The following is a 16,409-nucleotide window of genomic DNA, read 5'->3' as shown; positions in this document are numbered from 1 at the left end:
TAAATCCCAAACACGAACGTCGTGTTTGGAAATTAAATTTGAATCATTGGAATTTGTTTGGAGCTTGTTTTTTGGAATTTGGAAATTTAATCCTATGTTGGACCTCAAAGCCCTCAATGCCGCACTCGAACAGCTTGAATCCGAACGCGGCATCGAGAGAGAAAAAATTATTGACGCGATTGAGCAAGCCCTCGCCACTGCCTACAAAAAAGAGTACGGCAAGCGCGGGCAAATCGTGCGCGCCCGCTTTAGTACCGACGCCGGCACGACCGCCTTCGAGCAGGTGAAAGAAGTCGTGGACGAGACACTTGTCCGCACTCCAGAGGAGCGCGAAGACGAGCGCGCACGTGAGATCGAAAAGGCGGAAGAGAAGAGTATCGGAGCCGGCGTAAAGCTCACAGCGCGAAGCTCGGAGGAGACAGGGGTGGAGCCCGAAGACGGTCGAGACGATACCGAGGACGGGGAGAAAGACGAGCGCGTTAACTTCAACCCCGAGCACCATATCTTCATCGAGGATGCCCGCAAGATCAAACGCGACGTTGCACTCGGCGACGAGATCGTCTTCCCGCTCGAGCCAAAGGAGGATTTCGGACGCATCGCCGCGCAGACCGCAAAGCAGGTCGTCATCCAGAAACTCCGCGAAGCCGAGCGTGAGTCGGTACTCGGCGAATTCAGCGGCAAGCAGGGGGAAATCGTCTCCGGCACGGTGCAGCGCATCGAGCGCGGCAATATTTTTATAGACCTCGGGCGCACCGTGGGGCTCCTCGCGCGCGAGGAACAAATACCCGGCGAGCGCTATCGGCAGGGCGAGCGGGTGCGGGCATATCTCTACGCCGTCGACGACTCGCCGCGCGGTGTCTACCTCCGCCTCTCGCGCACGCACCCACAATTTCTGAAACGCCTCTTTGAAATCGAGTCGCCGGAGATCGCAAGCGGCACCGTCGAGGTGAAGACGATCGCCCGCGAGCCCGGCTCCCGCTCGAAAATCGCCGTTGCCTCAAGCGACGCGCATGTGGACCCGGTGGGATCGCTCGTGGGGCAGAGAGGCGTACGTGTGTCCACTGTGACAAGCGAGCTTGGCGGCGAGAAAATTGATATTATAGAATGGTCGGAAGATCCGGCTGAGTTCATCGAGGACGCTCTCTCCCCGGCGCGGGTGCTTGAGGTCGCACTCGACGAACAAGATCACCGCGCCACGGCGACCGTTGCCCCGGAACAGCAGTCGCTCGCGATCGGCAAAGGCGGCCAGAACGTACGCCTTGCGGCAAAGCTCACCGGCTGGAAGATTGACATTAGGTCGGCGCAGGGAGCTGAGAGCGAAGACAAAGAAACAGACGCCTCTATAGAAAATACTGCGGCGGCATCAGAAGAGAGTCTGGAGGAAATGCAAAATGAAAAAATCAAAGATCAAAATGACAATGAAAAAATTCCAAATGATACTCCTGAAAAATAACACATCGAGATGTCATAATTCTTTTATTTTGCATTGTCATTTTACATTTTGATTTTTAATTTCCACTATGAACCTCTGGCACGACATCAGTCCCGGGAAACCGGACGCGATCAACGTCATTATCGAGATCAATAAAGGCTCGAAGAATAAGTACGAAGTCGACAAGGAGACTGGCCTCATCGCGCTTGACCGCGTCGCACACACGGCGCAGGATTTTCCGTTCGACTACGGCTTCGTGCCGCAGACGCTCTGGGACGACGGCGATGCCCTCGACGTCATTGTGCTCACGACCTATCCGCTGCTCCCGGGGATTCTCGTCAGGGTGCGACCTGTCGCGCTCATGAGAATGATTGACGGCGGCGAGGGGGACGATAAGCTGATCGCCGTGCCGCGCGACGATCCGCGCTGGGGCGATACAGAGGACCTCCGAGACATCAACAAACACACGCTTCGCGAAATGGAGCACTTTTACTCAACCTACAAAAAGCTCCAGAATAAAGTGGTTGAAGTAACCGGTTTTGCGGGCGCGAGCGCTGCGCGCGCGGCGTTTGCGCGGGGGCAAAAGCTCTACCGCGAGCGCTATAGCTCGGCAAAAAAATAGCAACATCGTCAAGGGGGGTTTTCAACAGCGCGGGGTGGCGGAAACCCCGCGCTTTAGTGTATCCTGGGGGCAGCTTTACTCATCTAACATTTTTACTCATATGTCGCAAGTACCAGATGCGCGCACGAGTAGTCGTCGCGCTTTTATACTAGCCGCAGGCAGTACTCTCGTCATGCTTATCTCGGCGATGGTACCTCTCGCCGGAGCCCAGGAGCCGCCGAGAACTCCACCGCCTCCGCCAGCGCTTCTCCCGCCAACACCCGCAGACCCTGCACGCCCGATCGAACGCTCCGAGCGCCTTGATGCACTCCGAAATACCCGCAGCAGAGCACAAAATCAAGGGGGAGAAAACGCGGGGCAACCAACGCCCACGTCCATGCCCATACCAGCGAATATGCGCCCTATGATGCAAGGCAGCGGCGAGCGTGCCGGTCGGCGCATGGGTACGACGACCGCAGAGACCCTGCGTGCTCGTATGAATGCGCGTCGCGAAACGAACCGTGCCGAAATGGAGACACGCCGAGACGAGCGCCGAGAGACGCTCCGTGATGCAGCCCGCGCGCAAGTCCGCGCTTTGATGGAGCGCATGCTCCGCAGATTTGACGCCGCGATCGAGCGTCTCCGCAACCTCGCCGATCGCGTAGGCTCGCGCATTGAAAAACTCGACACAGAGCCGAACACACGACCGACAGCCCGTAGTATAGCCCTCTCGCGCGCGAAAGAGCTCCTCGCCGCAGCGAGGATAGAGATTGACACCGCGGCGGCTACGCTTGCTGCCATCCGCGCGAACCTCGAAGCCGCTGTCGCCGAGGAAGATCCGCGCGCTGCATTTCAAGCCATACACGAGGCAATAGGCGAAGCAAAAGACGCTGTACGCAAAGCGCACCAAGCGCTCGTTGAAGCGATCGTCGCAATCCGCGCAAACACCGGTCGAGGCGCGGGTGCCGGAGGAGCGACCACAACGGAAAACGAATAATACAATCACTACTCGTGCGCTAAACTTGTATCTCAATATGGACACCGCAGACACTACACAAACGACGCAAACGACCCGCAAACCAGTCGGGCCGACGGTCGCGATCATCGTGATTCTGCTCCTCCTTGCGCTCGGCGCCCTCTACATCGTCGGCGGCCGCGTTGCAGAGCGCGCGGACAAAGAAGCCGCCGAGCCGACTCCGACCGATAGTACCACAGAGCGGGATCCCGCCCTCGAATCGCTCCAGAGCGTTGGCACATCGGATGAGCTCGACGCGATCGATGCCGATCTCAACGCGACCACTCTCAATTCGCTCGACGCAGAAACCGGGGCGATAAACGCAGAATTAAACGGGCAATAAGCAGTACGCAGCAAGCAATAAGCACACTATACTAGCGCCGTTTCGTGCGTGCCGTATACTGCCTGTTGCATGCTGCTCCGTATCTGCTATCCTTGCCCTCAATGGCTGACGAACCGCTCTACGCCAATATTGTCATTCGCGAAACCGGCCCCGCCGAGGCTGAAATCCGCGGTGAAATCTCACTTGCGAGAGTGGAGAACCACCGCGCCGCAGTACTCCGCGCGCTCCAAGGCCGCGTGAGTCTTCCCGGCTTTCGGCCGGGGCACATCTCCGAAAACATCCTGCTCTCGCACGTCGGCGAAGCGGCCCTCTTTGAGGACATGGCGGAGCTCGCGATCCGCGAGGCGTATCCGCGCATTATCGAAGAGCAGAGGCTCGCGCCGATTGGAAAGCCATCAGTGAGCCTGACGCGCTGTGCCCCCGGAAACCCTGTCGGCTTCCTCATTCGCACCGCACTCATGCCGACCGTAACACTTCCAGATTATCGCGCGATCGCGCGCGAGATATTCGGGGGAAAGGAAGTCGCTGTCGAAATCACGGAGCAGGAAGTCGCGGATGCACTGCTTCAGATTCGCCAAGCGCTCGCGACTCGACAGAAGAGAAACGCGGCTGCTGTCGATGGCGATAAGAATACCGAGCCGCCCCCCGAGCTCACAGACGAGCTCGTGAAAGACATCGGTTCGTTCGCGAGCGTCGCCGACTTCACTGAGAAACTTCGCGGGCAGATCAAGTACGAGAAGGGCCTCCGGCTCGCGGAAAAAAAACGCATCGAGGCGAGTGAGCGGCTCGTCGAGCGCTCGCAGACGACCATACCCGCGGTGATAACCGAGAGCGAGCTTGAAGCCTTGCTCGCGCGTTTCATGCACGACATCGAGCGCTCCGGCGCCGCATTCCCGGACTACCTCGCACACATCGGGAAAAGCGAGGAGGACATCCGTCGCGATCTCCGGCCGAAGGCCGACAAAAATGCAAAACTCCAAGTCGTTCTCAACGAAATCGCGCGCGCCGAGAATCTCCGACCACAGAATAAGGAAATCGAACGCCTCACCACTCTCGCGCTCAAGCGCGAGCCAAAAGCTGACCCGGAAGCTGCGCGCGCCCACATCACAATGATGCTCGCCAATGAAGCCGTATTCCAATTTCTCGAAAAAGAAGGCGCGGTGGCGACACAGTAGAAAAAAAGACCCTATAGACGACTATTGCACATAGCGACCACCTCCCCCACATCTCCCGCGCCCATGAGGACGACGACGTCCTCGGGCGCGGTTTCTTTTTTGAGTATGTCCGTGATGTGTGCAAGCGTGCCGCCGTAGCGCACGCGCGGGTGGTGCTTCTCGACTGCCGCGACGAGATCGCGGCTGTGAACACTGCCGTCATCCTGCTCACGAGCAGCATAGATATCTGCGATGAACACTTCGTCTGCGTCGCCGAAACTCTGCGCGAAACCTTTAAGAAGTTGGCGCGTACGACTGAAAAGATGGGGCTGGAATACGGCGATAATTTTCTCGCCGGAAAAAAGCTCCCGCGCCCCCTGAAGCGTCGCGCGGATCTCGCTCGGGTGGTGCGCGTAATCGTCGTACACGCGCGCGCCATTCCCGTCGATGCGCCCCTTGTACTCGAACCTGCGCCATGTGCCGCGAAAGTCGTTAAGTGAGACAACCGCGCTCGCACGCGGAACGCCAAGCGCTTCGGCGGCCGCAAGCACCGCCTGAGCATTTTCGATATTGTGCCTGCCAGGAGAACGCAAGCGAAGCCCAGCAGAGGAAACCTTGTTATAATCAATGCATTGAGCGTCGTCGGTGTTCAACACCGAGTGTTGAACATTTTCACCACCACTCAAAATGTTAGACATCCGATGTTTAACATCGTTGGTGGCAATACACACGCCGCCGCGCGGGAGTTTCTTTACAAGCTCCAAAAACGCGCGCTCGATGTCGGCGATGTCTCTAAAATAATCAAGGTGGTCTTCCTCGATGTTCGTAATCACCACCATAGAAGGCGCGAGCGCAAGAAACGCCCTCCGGTACTCGCACGCCTCGACCACGAGATAGCGCCGCGGACCCTGCGGCGTCTCAACTTCCCCGCCGGGCAGAAAGTTTGTCCCCGACTCGGCAAGAAGACTCCCCACGAGTACCGTCGGTTTAAGCCCCGCGTCGGCAAGCACCTTCGCAAGCATCGCAGTCGTTGTGGTTTTCCCGTGCGTGCCAGAAACGGCGATCGTGTAATAGCCGCGCGAGAGAAGGCCGAGGAAGGCGCCGCGGCTCAAGACGAGTGCCCCGAGCTCGTGTGCGCGCGCGAGTTCCTGGTTATCTTCCGGTACTGCACTGGAGTACACGAGAAGCTCTGTGTCCTCCGGTACGTTTCCTCTGTCGTGGCCGACCGCAACCGCGATTCCCTCGCGGCGAAGGGCGTCGAGGAGCTCCGAGTCTAGAGCGTCCGAGCCGCCGACGCGCGCCCCTCGCGAGCGCATGAGCCGCGCAAGCGCGGAAACCCCGATCCCCCCAACGCCGACAAAATGTATGCGACCAACATTCTCGAGTGTTTCCCGTTCCATGGCTCAACCATAGCAGCGTCACAACCCATTGACAACCGGTGCTATTCCTTGTTACGAATGAGTTACCGCTGGCTAAACACATGAAAACACGAATCGTCGCGCTCTTGCGCTCTCCAAAGATAAAAAAGGTCGTGGGCGTCGTGCTCATCATTGTTGGAGTTCTCGCCCTCATCACGCCACTCACTCCGGGTTCCTGGCTTGCGCTCATCGGCTTTGAACTCCTCGGCGTACGCATACTACTCCCCGAGCGATTTGCCGCGATCCTCAAACGAGCCCGACGTGAAAAGCACTCGTCAGGACCACCTGGCGACAAAAAGTAACCTGGCGAACACCCTGGGACGCTCGCCTGATTACTTTTTGCCACCGTGCTATGATACCGCCGATGAGACGCACGCTCGTCACGGCGGTGCTCGGCGGATTTTTTCTCGGGATTCTCCTGCGCTCGGTTGCCGACTTCGGGCTTGTTTTTGTTTGGTTTACGCTCCTCCTCGGCGGAGTGCTCGGCGCGTGGGGGTACCTTGACGTGTCGCGCTCGCGCGCGAGAAGTGTGAGCGCGACACGCGCTTTTACTCCCGCGCTCTTTGCTGCTCTCTTTTTCATCGCACTCTCGCTCGGCATACTCCGCACGCACGCGGCAATCGCCAAGCCGCTCGACTCGCTGCTAGCCGCGCACATCGGCGAACATGTGCGTGTCTCCGGTCTCATCGTCGCCGAGCCGGACGAACGCGAAAGCTCTACGCGACTTACCGTACGGCTCGAAAAACTCGACGGCGGGAGCGGAGCGCCGCTCCCGGTCCGCGGAAACGCGCTCGTTGTCGCACCATCTTTTCCAAAACTCTCCTACGGCGACCGACTCGAGATTGAAGGCGAGCTCCAGCAACCAAAAAATTTTGAAAGTGGAACTGGCCGCGTCTTCGACTACGCAAGCTACCTCGCCAAAGACGGCATCCGATTCGAGATCAAACGGGCAAAAGTCGAGCTCCTCTTTCATGGCGGCGGGAGCACGCTCGTCGGCGCGCTCCTCGCGCTAAAAAGCGCTTTCCTTGAGCGTGTGAGCCGTCTCATCCCGGAGCCGCACGCCTCGCTCCTCGGAGGTCTCATCCTCGGCGCTCGCCGTTCGCTCGGCGAAAACTTGCTCGATCGTTTTCGCGCCGTGGGACTGATCCATGTCGTCGTCCTCTCCGGCTACAATATCTCAATCGTTGCGGACGCGGTGAGGCGCTTTTCACTGCTCGTCCTCCCGCGCCGCTTCACCTGGCTCGTCGCAACGCTCTGTATCGTACTCTTTGCGCTGATGACCGGCGGGTCCGCTACGGTCGTCCGCGCGAGCGCGATGGCCGTGATCGCAATCCTCGCCCGCGCCACGGACCGCGTCTACGACATGACACGCGCGCTCATCTTCGCCGGAGTCGCGATGACGCTTCACAACCCCCTCATTCTTCTCTTCGACCCCTCGTTCCAGCTCTCCTTCCTCGCGACGCTCGCGCTGATACTCCTTGCGCCCCGCATTACTCCACACCTCACGCTGATTCCCGAGCGCTTCAAACTTCGCGAGATTGCAACCGCGACTATCGCAACGCAGATCTTCGTGCTGCCGCTCCTCCTCTTCGAGTCAGGACAACTTTCGGTCGTCTCCTTGCCAGCGAACCTCCTTGTATTGCTCGCAGTCCCAGCAACAATGCTGCTTGGGTTTCTCGCTGGTGTGGTCGGCTTGGTAAGTATGGTCCTGGCCACGCCGTTCGCCTGGCTCGCAACCGCGCTCCTCGGCTATATGCTTACTGTTACCAGTATGTTCTCCTCGCTTCCATTTGCCTCAATCGCACTACCGCCGCTCCCCGTATATGGAGTTGTGCTCTCCTACGGCTGCATAAGCGCGGCACTCATGTGGTTTTCACGTCGAAAACAACAAGCACATTAAATGCCACGCGTGCCGCTTATGCCGAGCGTTTGTAGCAAGGTTCCAATATCCAAAAACGGTGGCTTGTGCTTAAAAGCAAAAATGGGGGGGGGAGCTTGCAACAAGCTTCCCCCCGTGAAAGGCATCACGCCACTAGATCATGCCTCGTGCTGATTGTCGTGATTGTCCGAGTCGGAAAGTATCTTAAACTCCCTCTCGCACCGCGCTGACTTCTTGGTCAACGTATAACAAACACAGCGTGTCGAGTAACCCGCAACGATGTTGTGTAGCAAGTACTCCGCTGAAATCTCCCGCGAGGCAAGAATAGACATATCGTATATCTCATTCCCGCGCTTTTCCCCATACCTCTTTTGAAGTAAGGGGAGGCACTCATCCCAGTGGTCGCCACAGAGAGCACCGGTCCACTGCACAACCATCCACCGCTCCTGGCGCAGACGATTCCGAAGAGCCACACGGTGTGTGGCGATAAACTCAAGACCGTACTTGGACTCTCTTCGCACTCGCGCTTTTGCAATGTTTCGAAACTCGAGGTCAATAAGACGCACCAGTTCCTTCTCCGCGCGGTCTGCCCATGCCTCCAGATCTCGATCAGCCACGCGGATGGTACCGTTCGGGCCACGAACTACTCGAAAAGTTGGCGGCATCGTACCCTCAAGACTCGTGCCGTATAAACTTGCGCAGCTCGCTAAAAGTTCTCGCGACCTCACGTCGGTTACCCTCTGCTCAAGCGGATGCTCCTTCCAAAGTTCGACAGCAAAATCATGCCGCTCATTGTCCAGAACAACGGAAACATTCAACCGCTTGTACACCGACTCGACGGCTGGGTGCGCCAAAAAACCTGTATACCGCGGCGTAATGACTCGCCCGCCGTCCTTCGGCGCTATGATTTCTAAACGCGCCTCGATATCATCTTGCTCGCGCTGTGCCTTGTCGGCCTTGCCCCATACTTCAAGCATCGCCTCAATCTGGCTGAGCCCATTGAAGTTCACCCGTTGCGGTAATGAACCACGATCCGGATAACGCCTCAATAACGCGCGTGTCTCGTTCGCTACGAGCTCGGTGTTCTCGAGGGAAAAGTGCCGATGAGTACGGTAATATCCGACGAGGAGCTCCGCGGCGACGAGGCTTGGCGGATAACCGAGCGTGTCGATCACCTCAAGCGACAAACGCGCATGGTCCGGCAGATCCGACTGGCTCCGAAGCCACGCGAGCATCGAAGCATTAATGTGTCGCTTGACATACTCACGCTGTTCGCGTTCGTGCTCATCAAGCTTGCGCAACCTGCTCGAGGTTATGTGATGCGTCTCCAAATACCGCAAGAGCTTAGCGTAGCAGTCGAAACCAATCAGTTTGCGGATGTCGGTTTCATGGTTGCGGATAACCGCAAACTTGAGCAACGGCGTGTGGCAAAGCTGGCAGTTTTCCCGTTTACCACTGGCGACAACTCCAACATGATGCAGTTCCCAGAACGGCGCCGCATCTTGAAGGTTTTCCTTACCCGAACCGGCAATCAAATTTCTTTCAAACATCTCATGCTTCACTTCCACAGCAGTCCCTCCGTTAGTAGCCTTATTCAGTGCTGTATTTCCGTTTAAAAGATAGCATGGGTCGTTAATCTTGTCAAATACTTTTGTAAAAAAATTGCTGCTTCAGAACGTTCCGCGGCTCTGTTGAGCCACGGGTGGTCTTTTTGTTCAATTTTTGCCAAAGTACCGTAATAGGGTGCGCGCCCCTGCGTCGTACTCTGTAGGACGTATCAATCATCCATCACCACCCTTCATCACCGCAACCGCGGCGCTCTTAAACCACCCAAGGAGCGCTTTTGTGTCTTCCTCACGCTCGCCTGAGCCAAGCACGATAATCGCAAGCGTACTGGTCGCTCTCCCGCCGCCGATCGGCACGTCAAAGAGGGTGAGCATCGTCTCGCCTGCCTCTTCGGTAAAGCCGGTCTTGCCGCCGAGAAAAAGCTCGTGCGTGAGCAAATGGTTGCGGTTTGCGAACGTGTATGTCGTGCCGTCGAGCGCGGTCACGTCCTTTGTTTTCGTCCGGGTAATTCCGAGGATAAACGACTTAGTGGCCACAAGGTAGCGCGCGAGCGAGACGAGATCGCGCACGGTCGAGACGCTACCAGCGGAGATGCCTGAGGCGTCGGCAAAGCGCGTCGAGTGCATACTGAGCGCCGCGGCTTTGGCGTTCATCGCGGCGAGGAACTGCTCCTCCCCGAGCTCTCGCGCGAGCGCGTGCGCGACGGCGTTGTTCGACTCAAGGAGAAGTGGGTAGAGCGCATCGCCCACGAGAAACTTAGCACCCTGTCGCAGCGTGCCGTAATCCCCAACCCCTCGGGCCTGCGGGTCAATAATGCTGATCGGCCTATCGAAGCTGATTGTTTCGTTTGCAACGATTGCGCTCATGAGCTTCGTAATCGAGGCGATCGGCCGCTCGCGCTCTGCCTCACGCTCGCCAAAAACCGCGCCACTCGCGACATCGGCGACAATGTAGGCGCGGGCGCTGACTGAAGGCCGCGGCCGGTTGCGGACGCGTACATCGTAGCCACGTGGCGCCGCTGTCGCATCTCCCGCAGCCGCGACGAAGAGCGGCGTGCCGCGCTCCGCAAACGCAAACACCTGCTTCGCGTCGTCGGTCGAGAGCCGGATGCAACCGCCAGAGTAGCCCCTCTCGACCAGCGTCCCATCCGAATAGTACGGCCAGCCGTGGATAAAAAAGTTGCCGAAGAACTGCATACTCTCGGGCATGAAAACGCCGCCGATCGAGGAGAAGTGATTCGGCGATTTCATGAGCACGGTGTAGTTTCCGGTCGGCGTCTCCCAGTGCGAGCCCGGGCGGCCTTTTGAGAGTACGGGGTAGCGCCCGATACGCTCTCTGTCCTTATAGAGCGAGAGCTCCATCGCCGCAAGGTCAATGCCGATAAACTTCCCCTGCTTCGGAATATGCTCGGTAATAGATGGGGCGCTGATGACGCTTGGGTCGAGCACACGATTGCGCTCCTGCTCCGCGGCAAGTGCCGCGGCTTCTCTCGCGCCGCGTCGAGAGCGGATTTCCGCGATGGCCGCATCGAACTGTACTACCTCACGCGTCTCGTTTGCATCGGAGTCAAACGGCGGCAGCCCCCAGAGCAAGCGCGGGCCGTACGATGCGGCGAATAGAAGCGCTGCGATCCCGGCCGTAACCACGAACGTAAAGCGCAAACCGGCACGATCAAAACCATCGGGTGATGGAGGCATAAGAGACACGCGCATAGAGCGCTCTCTCCAGTGTACCACTACGTGCGAGCATCTCCGTCAATAGTCCAAATGGTTTCGACCCTGCACCGATCTATGAGTGCAGGGCCGTGACGCTCGCTCGTCATAATCTCCCCTCTTGGTGTTTTTATGCCTCGGGCATAACCAGCTCGATCCGTACCCCCCGTGGCGTTTCAATGGTGATGCGATACTGAGAAAGAAGCCACGCGACGCAGGGAACGACATCGCGATCTTCCACCGACCCCGTGACGCACTGCGCGAACTCCACAAGGCCCTCGAGCGTTGTCTGCAGAACAACCGAGCGCGCTGATTCGTGCCGCGTCACCTCTTCAAACATTACGTCGACTAAAGGACTTCGCTTGCTGTCCATCACAACCTCCATGCGACAAAAGGAGTCTAGGAACTCTCACTTGTCTATATACAACACGCCCAAATTAAAAAAGTCAAGCCCCGCGGTCCATCGCCTCGTTTGCGAGGCGATCCGCGTCTTTATTGTGCGCCCGAGGAACATGTGTGATTATGAAATTCGGGATGTCGCTCACCCGAAGGTTGTGCACTCGAATATACTGCGGAAAGAGCGTCGGCTCTTTGATCTGGTACTCGCCCCGGAGCTGCCGCGCCACAAGCTCGCTGTCGAGCTTGAGCTCGACGTCAATCTCGCGCAGGCGCACCTTGCTAAAAAGTTTCTTCAGGGCCTCAAGTGCAAGGATCACGGCCTGATATTCCGCCCAGTTGTTCGTCTGACGGCCGAGAAACTGCGCAATACTCCGTAGAGGCTTACCATCGGTGCCGACGATGTAAACCCCAGCGCCCGCCGGTCCCGGATTCCCCCGCGCCCCGCCGTCGGTGAAGACAGTTATCCTAGCCCTTTTTTCGTTTAGGAATTTTTCTTGCATGTGATGTAAGCCACAGGGCAATGTCGTCTGTCGGGAGCTTTTCCACCACTACCCGCAAAACAAAACACTCCATCTCTGCGTTCGTAACAGAGAACTCGTATCCGTTCAAACTCAAAAATCGCGCGACAACGGTAATGGATGTGCGCTTGTTGCCATCGACAAACACGTGGTACAGCGCAATTGACTCAAGGTATGCGGCTGCTTTATTAAAAACGCCTCGATGAGCTTCTTGCCCAAACGCCTTTTGGCGCGGCCGCGCAACAATGGATCGAAACAGGGCGATGTCGCGAACACCGTCACTCCCTCCCGTGCTCTCGATGAGGAGCGCATGGATCGCAAGAATGTCGTTTTGCGAAAGGTAGCGCACATTACTGCCGCGCGAGAGCATCAAGCGCTTTTCGATATCGGCGGATAAAATTTCGTGTCCAACTCACTAGCTCTGGATTAAACTGTACCGATGGCACAACAACGATTTTGCGCCGTACGGCGTCTGTGGCGACCTCTACCCTGTCACCAATGTCAAGTCCGAGAGCCCCAAGGGTTTCCCGCGAAAGCGTTACTGCCGCCGAACTGCCGACTTTAATAATTTTCTGAGTCATATACAAAACAACAAAACGACGATTATAATCCCATTATAATCGTCGTTTGAGGGCTGTCAACCGTGTCTCCGCTCGTATTGCCTGCGAGAAGTCACGCATGCTACTGCATGTCTCGATTTCGCTTCGCGCGCTCCCACGCTTCCTCTGCTACCTCCGGGTCCTCTCGGTAGAGGTCGGCAAACATTTTCTCAGCGATGGCAACCGCCTCTTCGCGTGTGTGTTCCTCGCTCTGTACGGCGTTCTCATTGGATGCTTCGTTCCCTACTGTTGGTGTTTGTTCCATAAAAATTTCTCAAAATACTGCTCAAAAAAATTACTTCGACCCTCGTGCTCGTACTCTACCAAACATTTTACCCCACCGCAGCTTAGGAGCTGCGGTGGGGGGTGCACTAGTAGCCTGCTCCTTGACGACCAGGCTCGGACAGCTCGTATTTTTGACACACCCAATTACACTCGTGGTGATGCACGGCCTTCGTAAGGTGCCAATAAACTTGCCAGAATTCGTGCAGGCCAGAATCCGGTGGCAGATCCCCGGTGATGTACATCAGCGCATCATTCGGAGCATCAGGATAACGCTCCTCACTCAAGGCCACCGGGGCGTTCGTCATCTCCTGTGCACGCCAGAACTCCTTCTCTGTACCGACCTCGAAGAGCGTGAGCAGCTTTGGATACGCGCCCTTGCTAGCCCGTCCTGTGCGACCCTCCTCCTCTAATTGTTTCCGGCGTTCAGCCCATGTCTGCGGCCGATTCGCGAAACACTCCATCAAATCTCCGATGCTCATGAGTCGCTCTCCTCAACCAAATGACGCCAGTCGCCCCTGTGAGCCATACAAAAAAATACGGGGGACGTAATCTGCTACATGTATAGCACAAACGCTAAAAAATGTCAACTATACGCAATCGAAGCTCCGGGGTGGTGCGAAAGTACGAGGCCTCTAGATGTGCGAGGAGGTTCATGCGCGCGCCCTGCTCAAGCGCAACGGAAAATCCATCCGGCTTCATAAAAAAACCGACTGCAGGAACCGGGGAAATTGTCGTCCGGCTTGAGGTGATAGACATCGGATATTTACCAACATCACTAAACCTAATCTCGAGATGCCCACCATCACGCCCAAACGTGCGAACGCGTGTGATAGTAAGATCACGCAGGACAAACAGCGGCTTCGGGTTCCCGATACCGAACGGCGCAAGCGCGGCAATCTCTCGGTAAGTCTCCCAACTAAGATCGGCGAGTGAGAGCTCGGCATCCACTTTGTGTATCATACCCGCAGCTCCCGCACTAACCGGCGCAAGACCTTCTCCGCCGAGAATTTTTCCATGCGCCTCCTCGAGCGCTGCCTCGAGCGTGTGGATGTATTCGTGCGAAATTGAGAAACCGCCGGATCGCTCGTGGCCGCCAAAATCAAGAAATACATCCGCTCTCACCGCACTCATCAATTCGACCACGTTCACGCTCCCGTCCGAGCGGCACGAACCTTTAATGGTCTCGCTTCCCGCCCTCCCCCAAAGAAAAACAGGCCGCTGGTACTCCTCGACAAGCGAGTTAGCCGCAAGCCCGAGAAGTCCCGGCATCCACGAAGGACTTCCGAGCACGACGAGCAGGCGTGCCTCGCGCTCGCGGAGGTACTCCTCAAACCGCGCTCTCGCCTCGCGCACCATTCCTGCCACAAGCCCCTTGCGCCGCTCATTGAGCGCGTGGAGCTCCTCCGCAAGCACTCCGCCCTCGAGCACGTCCCGCGTCGCAAGGAGGCGCAGTGCCTCCATGGGCTCTCCCATCCGGCTTGCCGCGTTGATTCGCGGCGCCACCATGAAGCCGACGTCGTCCTCGGTGAGTGAGCGCTGTGCCACGCGCGCGCGACGCAGCAGTTGCTGGAAGCCCGGACGCGGGCTCTTACGAAGCACCGTGAGCCCGAAATGCACAAGCGTTCGATTCTCGCCATGAAGCGGTACCATGTCGGCAATCGTCGCGAGGCCTGCCATATCCAAAAGCCATTTCTCCCATCCTTCTTTAGGAATGTCCAGATTGGGCGCATTGCTCCGCTCGCGGCTGCGATACTCACTCGCCGTAGCTTCGAGTACACCTCTTTCCGTTTCTCGCTCGTGCCTCGCACTGCATCCCAGTCTGGACATTCCTTCGCCGCCGCTCGCGCCCATACGCAAACGCATGAGTACTGCCTGCACGAGCTTGAATGCCGTCCCTGCCCCGCAGAGTTCCTTAAATGGATACCCGTCGTCGCGCTGCTTGTTGTTAATCACCGCATACGCTGCGGGGATAACTTGCTCGCCGCTTAGCTGGTCAACGAGCGGCAGATGGTGATCTGTGATGATGACGTCGATCCCGCTCCCCTGCGCTTGAGTCACCTCCGCAACATCTGTAATGCCGCAATCAACAGTAATCACGAGCGAGACGCCCTCGACGCGAAACTGCTCGATCGCCTCGCTGTTGAGCCCGTAGCCCTCGGAGTAGCGATGTGGCACATAGTTCGTAAAATTGTTATGGCCGATTTTTTGAAAAAAGTCGTGGAGAATCACGCCGCCCGGGATGCCGTCGCAGTCATAGTCGTTGTAGACCACAATGCGCTCGCCGCGCTCGATCGCTTCGAGAATACGGTCAACCGCCCGCTCCATATCTTTCATGAGGAAGGGATCGTGCGTGTCGCGCGTATAGTCCGGTGCGAGAAACTTCCGCGCGTCTTCGGCCTCTGAGATGCCCCGGCGAAAGAGAAGCGCTCGTACGAGCGGCGAGTATTCAGCGAGCGCCGCATCCGCGCTCTCTGGTATGGGGTCGCGGATGCGGTAATGCGTCATAGCAACCAGTATACTTGAAATTGGAAAATGTGAGGAGAATAAGGTACAGTGAAATATAAGTTCCAGAAATACAAGCGTCCACGGGCGCAACATTTAACCTTTGACATTTAACCTTTGACAACGCGGCGGCACGACGACGAAAAAGTCAGGGGTCAAATGTTAAAGGTCACATGTCGTTCAATCATGGATTGTCTATTTTGTAATATCATCGCCAAAAAGTTTCCGGCTGTCTTCGTCTACGAAGACGAGAAGGTCGCCGTGTTTCTCGATATCAACCCGACGAATCCCGGGCATACGCTAGTCGTGCCGAAAGCGCACTTCGAGAATATCTTTGACGTTACGGAGGAAACCTTCTGCGACGTCGCTGCGGCAACGAAACGCCTCGCCCCGGCGATCCGCGCCGCAGTTGGTGCCGACGGTATCAACCTTATGGTTAATAACGGCCGCGCCGCAGGCCAACTCATCCCCCACATACACCTCCACATCGTCCCGCGCCTCATGGCCGACGGCTTCCGCCACTGGAAAGGCGCGCCGTATAAAAATGGGGAAATCGAGCAGGTGGCGGAAAAAATTCGTGCTGTGCTCGCGTGAGAATGTGAGTTCAAGGAAGATTATAGGCAACCGCCCCGCTTTCGAGCGGGGCGGTTGCGTTTATGGCGACGCTCGAACAAAAATTCGAGCGTCGACGCGGTTTCTTGTGCCTATACACCGGGTTCTGTTCCTCGCGGAGACTCGCGTGGCACTCCGCAAGGTGATAGCCATTTATCTGGGCCGCACATTGCTGTGCAGCTCGAGCGACACTCCGTTTACACAACAACCAATTACTAATTTCTGATTTCCAATTACATTGGAAATCAGCTGTTGTAAATTGGCTGTTGCCAACGGCTCGGTCTTGCTCCCAGGTAGGGATTTAGCCGTTTCACTACGCACGTTACCGTGGTACTCCTCCGGTTTTGACGCCGGAGGCCCTATCCTTTCGGAAT

18 protein-coding genes are annotated in these 16,409 nt (G+C 57.2%); 8 read left to right on the top strand and 10 right to left on the bottom strand.

What is annotated here, in order from left to right; genetic code table 11:
* Window positions 1-94 precede the first annotated feature (94 nt).
* The 5 genes from nusA (at window position 95) to Q8R39_02600 (ending at window position 4,566) form a co-directional block, all read left to right on the top strand.
* A complete protein-coding gene (gene nusA, locus Q8R39_02620) occupies window positions 95-1,453 on the top strand; it encodes a transcription termination factor NusA (protein ID MDP3735297.1) in 1,359 nt (452 codons plus the stop codon).
* Between the two features lie 67 nt (window positions 1,454-1,520).
* Window positions 1,521-2,054, top strand: a complete 534-nt coding sequence (locus tag Q8R39_02615) for an inorganic diphosphatase (GenBank protein ID MDP3735296.1) — start codon at window positions 1,521-1,523, stop codon at window positions 2,052-2,054.
* Window positions 2,055-2,154: 100 nt separating this feature from the next.
* Window positions 2,155-3,030 (top strand): hypothetical protein, encoded by an 876-nt coding sequence (locus Q8R39_02610; protein MDP3735295.1) that lies wholly within the window; start codon window positions 2,155-2,157, stop codon window positions 3,028-3,030.
* 37 nt (window positions 3,031-3,067) lie between these two features.
* The gene (locus Q8R39_02605) at window positions 3,068-3,391 is read left to right on the top strand and encodes a hypothetical protein (GenBank protein MDP3735294.1); all 324 of its coding nucleotides are present in this window, start codon (window positions 3,068-3,070) and stop codon (window positions 3,389-3,391) included.
* Window positions 3,392-3,492: 101 nt separating this feature from the next.
* The gene (locus Q8R39_02600; protein ID MDP3735293.1) at window positions 3,493-4,566 is read left to right on the top strand and encodes a trigger factor; all 1,074 of its coding nucleotides are present in this window, start codon (window positions 3,493-3,495) and stop codon (window positions 4,564-4,566) included.
* 11 nt (window positions 4,567-4,577) lie between these two features.
* Here Q8R39_02600 and murC read toward each other — a convergent pair whose 3' ends face one another.
* The gene (gene murC / locus Q8R39_02595; protein MDP3735292.1) at window positions 4,578-5,945 is read right to left on the bottom strand and encodes a UDP-N-acetylmuramate--L-alanine ligase; all 1,368 of its coding nucleotides are present in this window, start codon (window positions 5,943-5,945) and stop codon (window positions 4,578-4,580) included.
* Window positions 5,946-6,025: 80 nt separating this feature from the next.
* Between murC and Q8R39_02590 the strand changes: the two genes are divergently transcribed.
* Window positions 6,026-6,265 (top strand): hypothetical protein, encoded by a 240-nt coding sequence (locus Q8R39_02590; protein ID MDP3735291.1) that lies wholly within the window; start codon window positions 6,026-6,028, stop codon window positions 6,263-6,265.
* A gap of 50 nt (window positions 6,266-6,315) precedes the next feature.
* Window positions 6,316-7,863, top strand: a complete 1,548-nt coding sequence (locus tag Q8R39_02585; protein MDP3735290.1) for a ComEC/Rec2 family competence protein — start codon at window positions 6,316-6,318, stop codon at window positions 7,861-7,863.
* 137 nt (window positions 7,864-8,000) lie between these two features.
* On the opposite strand, the gene Q8R39_02580 is transcribed toward Q8R39_02585, so the two are convergent.
* The 9 genes from Q8R39_02580 to recJ all read right to left on the bottom strand — a co-directional run bounded on the left by Q8R39_02580 (window position 8,001) and on the right by recJ (window position 15,426).
* Window positions 8,001-9,392, bottom strand: a complete 1,392-nt coding sequence (locus Q8R39_02580; GenBank protein MDP3735289.1) for a hypothetical protein — start codon at window positions 9,390-9,392, stop codon at window positions 8,001-8,003.
* A gap of 231 nt (window positions 9,393-9,623) precedes the next feature.
* Window positions 9,624-11,120 carry a L,D-transpeptidase family protein gene (locus tag Q8R39_02575; protein MDP3735288.1) on the bottom strand — a complete coding sequence of 499 codons (1,497 nt, stop codon included), beginning with the start codon at window positions 11,118-11,120 and terminating at the stop codon, window positions 9,624-9,626.
* Between the two features lie 130 nt (window positions 11,121-11,250).
* Window positions 11,251-11,460: a hypothetical protein gene (locus Q8R39_02570; protein MDP3735287.1), complete on the bottom strand. Its 210-nt coding sequence runs from the start codon at window positions 11,458-11,460 to the stop codon at window positions 11,251-11,253.
* A gap of 106 nt (window positions 11,461-11,566) precedes the next feature.
* Window positions 11,567-12,019: a ribonuclease HI family protein gene (locus tag Q8R39_02565; GenBank protein ID MDP3735286.1), complete on the bottom strand. Its 453-nt coding sequence runs from the start codon at window positions 12,017-12,019 to the stop codon at window positions 11,567-11,569.
* On the bottom strand, window positions 11,985-12,407 hold the full coding sequence (locus tag Q8R39_02560; protein MDP3735285.1) for a type II toxin-antitoxin system death-on-curing family toxin: 423 nt from the start codon (window positions 12,405-12,407) through the stop codon (window positions 11,985-11,987). The genes Q8R39_02565 and Q8R39_02560 overlap by 35 nt, the downstream gene beginning before the upstream one ends.
* Complete coding sequence (locus Q8R39_02555; protein ID MDP3735284.1) at window positions 12,388-12,618, bottom strand: hypothetical protein; 231 nt, start codon at window positions 12,616-12,618, stop codon at window positions 12,388-12,390. The genes Q8R39_02560 and Q8R39_02555 overlap by 20 nt, the downstream gene beginning before the upstream one ends.
* 100 nt (window positions 12,619-12,718) lie before the next feature.
* Window positions 12,719-12,901, bottom strand: coding sequence for a hypothetical protein (locus Q8R39_02550; protein MDP3735283.1), 183 nt, complete (start codon window positions 12,899-12,901; stop codon window positions 12,719-12,721).
* Window positions 12,902-13,007: 106 nt separating this feature from the next.
* Window positions 13,008-13,400 (bottom strand): hypothetical protein, encoded by a 393-nt coding sequence (locus tag Q8R39_02545; protein MDP3735282.1) that lies wholly within the window; start codon window positions 13,398-13,400, stop codon window positions 13,008-13,010.
* Window positions 13,401-13,494: 94 nt separating this feature from the next.
* On the bottom strand, window positions 13,495-15,426 hold the full coding sequence (recJ, locus tag Q8R39_02540) for a single-stranded-DNA-specific exonuclease RecJ (GenBank protein ID MDP3735281.1): 1,932 nt from the start codon (window positions 15,424-15,426) through the stop codon (window positions 13,495-13,497).
* A gap of 183 nt (window positions 15,427-15,609) precedes the next feature.
* Between recJ and Q8R39_02535 the strand changes: the two genes are divergently transcribed.
* Entirely contained in the window at window positions 15,610-16,017 is a 408-nt protein-coding gene (locus tag Q8R39_02535; protein MDP3735280.1) for an HIT family protein, read from the top strand.
* Window positions 16,018-16,409 lie beyond the last annotated feature (392 nt).

Source organism: bacterium, assembly GCA_030697645.1.
Classification (GTDB): Bacteria; Patescibacteriota; Minisyncoccia; order Phycocordibacterales; family VMGT01; genus JAUYPI01.
Note: the sequence above shows the minus strand (reverse complement) of the source record. Positions and strands in the feature narration are given on the sequence as shown.

Coding starts and splice junctions, on each gene's coding strand:
- nusA (MDP3735297.1), top strand. CDS start 95: ATGTTGGACCTCAAAGCCCTCAATGCCGCACTCGAACAGCTTGAATCC.
- Q8R39_02615 (MDP3735296.1), top strand. CDS start 1,521: ATGAACCTCTGGCACGACATCAGTCCCGGGAAACCGGACGCGATCAAC.
- Q8R39_02610 (MDP3735295.1), top strand. CDS start 2,155: ATGTCGCAAGTACCAGATGCGCGCACGAGTAGTCGTCGCGCTTTTATA.
- Q8R39_02605 (MDP3735294.1), top strand. CDS start 3,068: ATGGACACCGCAGACACTACACAAACGACGCAAACGACCCGCAAACCA.
- Q8R39_02600 (MDP3735293.1), top strand. CDS start 3,493: ATGGCTGACGAACCGCTCTACGCCAATATTGTCATTCGCGAAACCGGC.
- murC (MDP3735292.1), bottom strand. CDS start 5,945: ATGGAACGGGAAACACTCGAGAATGTTGGTCGCATACATTTTGTCGGC.
- Q8R39_02590 (MDP3735291.1), top strand. CDS start 6,026: ATGAAAACACGAATCGTCGCGCTCTTGCGCTCTCCAAAGATAAAAAAG.
- Q8R39_02585 (MDP3735290.1), top strand. CDS start 6,316: ATGATACCGCCGATGAGACGCACGCTCGTCACGGCGGTGCTCGGCGGA.
- Q8R39_02580 (MDP3735289.1), bottom strand. CDS start 9,392: ATGTTTGAAAGAAATTTGATTGCCGGTTCGGGTAAGGAAAACCTTCAA.
- Q8R39_02575 (MDP3735288.1), bottom strand. CDS start 11,120: ATGCGCGTGTCTCTTATGCCTCCATCACCCGATGGTTTTGATCGTGCC.
- Q8R39_02570 (MDP3735287.1), bottom strand. CDS start 11,460: ATGTTTGAAGAGGTGACGCGGCACGAATCAGCGCGCTCGGTTGTTCTG.
- Q8R39_02565 (MDP3735286.1), bottom strand. CDS start 12,019: ATGCAAGAAAAATTCCTAAACGAAAAAAGGGCTAGGATAACTGTCTTC.
- Q8R39_02560 (MDP3735285.1), bottom strand. CDS start 12,407: ATGCTCTCGCGCGGCAGTAATGTGCGCTACCTTTCGCAAAACGACATT.
- Q8R39_02555 (MDP3735284.1), bottom strand. CDS start 12,618: ATGACTCAGAAAATTATTAAAGTCGGCAGTTCGGCGGCAGTAACGCTT.
- Q8R39_02550 (MDP3735283.1), bottom strand. CDS start 12,901: ATGGAACAAACACCAACAGTAGGGAACGAAGCATCCAATGAGAACGCC.
- Q8R39_02545 (MDP3735282.1), bottom strand. CDS start 13,400: ATGAGCATCGGAGATTTGATGGAGTGTTTCGCGAATCGGCCGCAGACA.
- recJ (MDP3735281.1), bottom strand. CDS start 15,426: ATGACGCATTACCGCATCCGCGACCCCATACCAGAGAGCGCGGATGCG.
- Q8R39_02535 (MDP3735280.1), top strand. CDS start 15,610: ATGGATTGTCTATTTTGTAATATCATCGCCAAAAAGTTTCCGGCTGTC.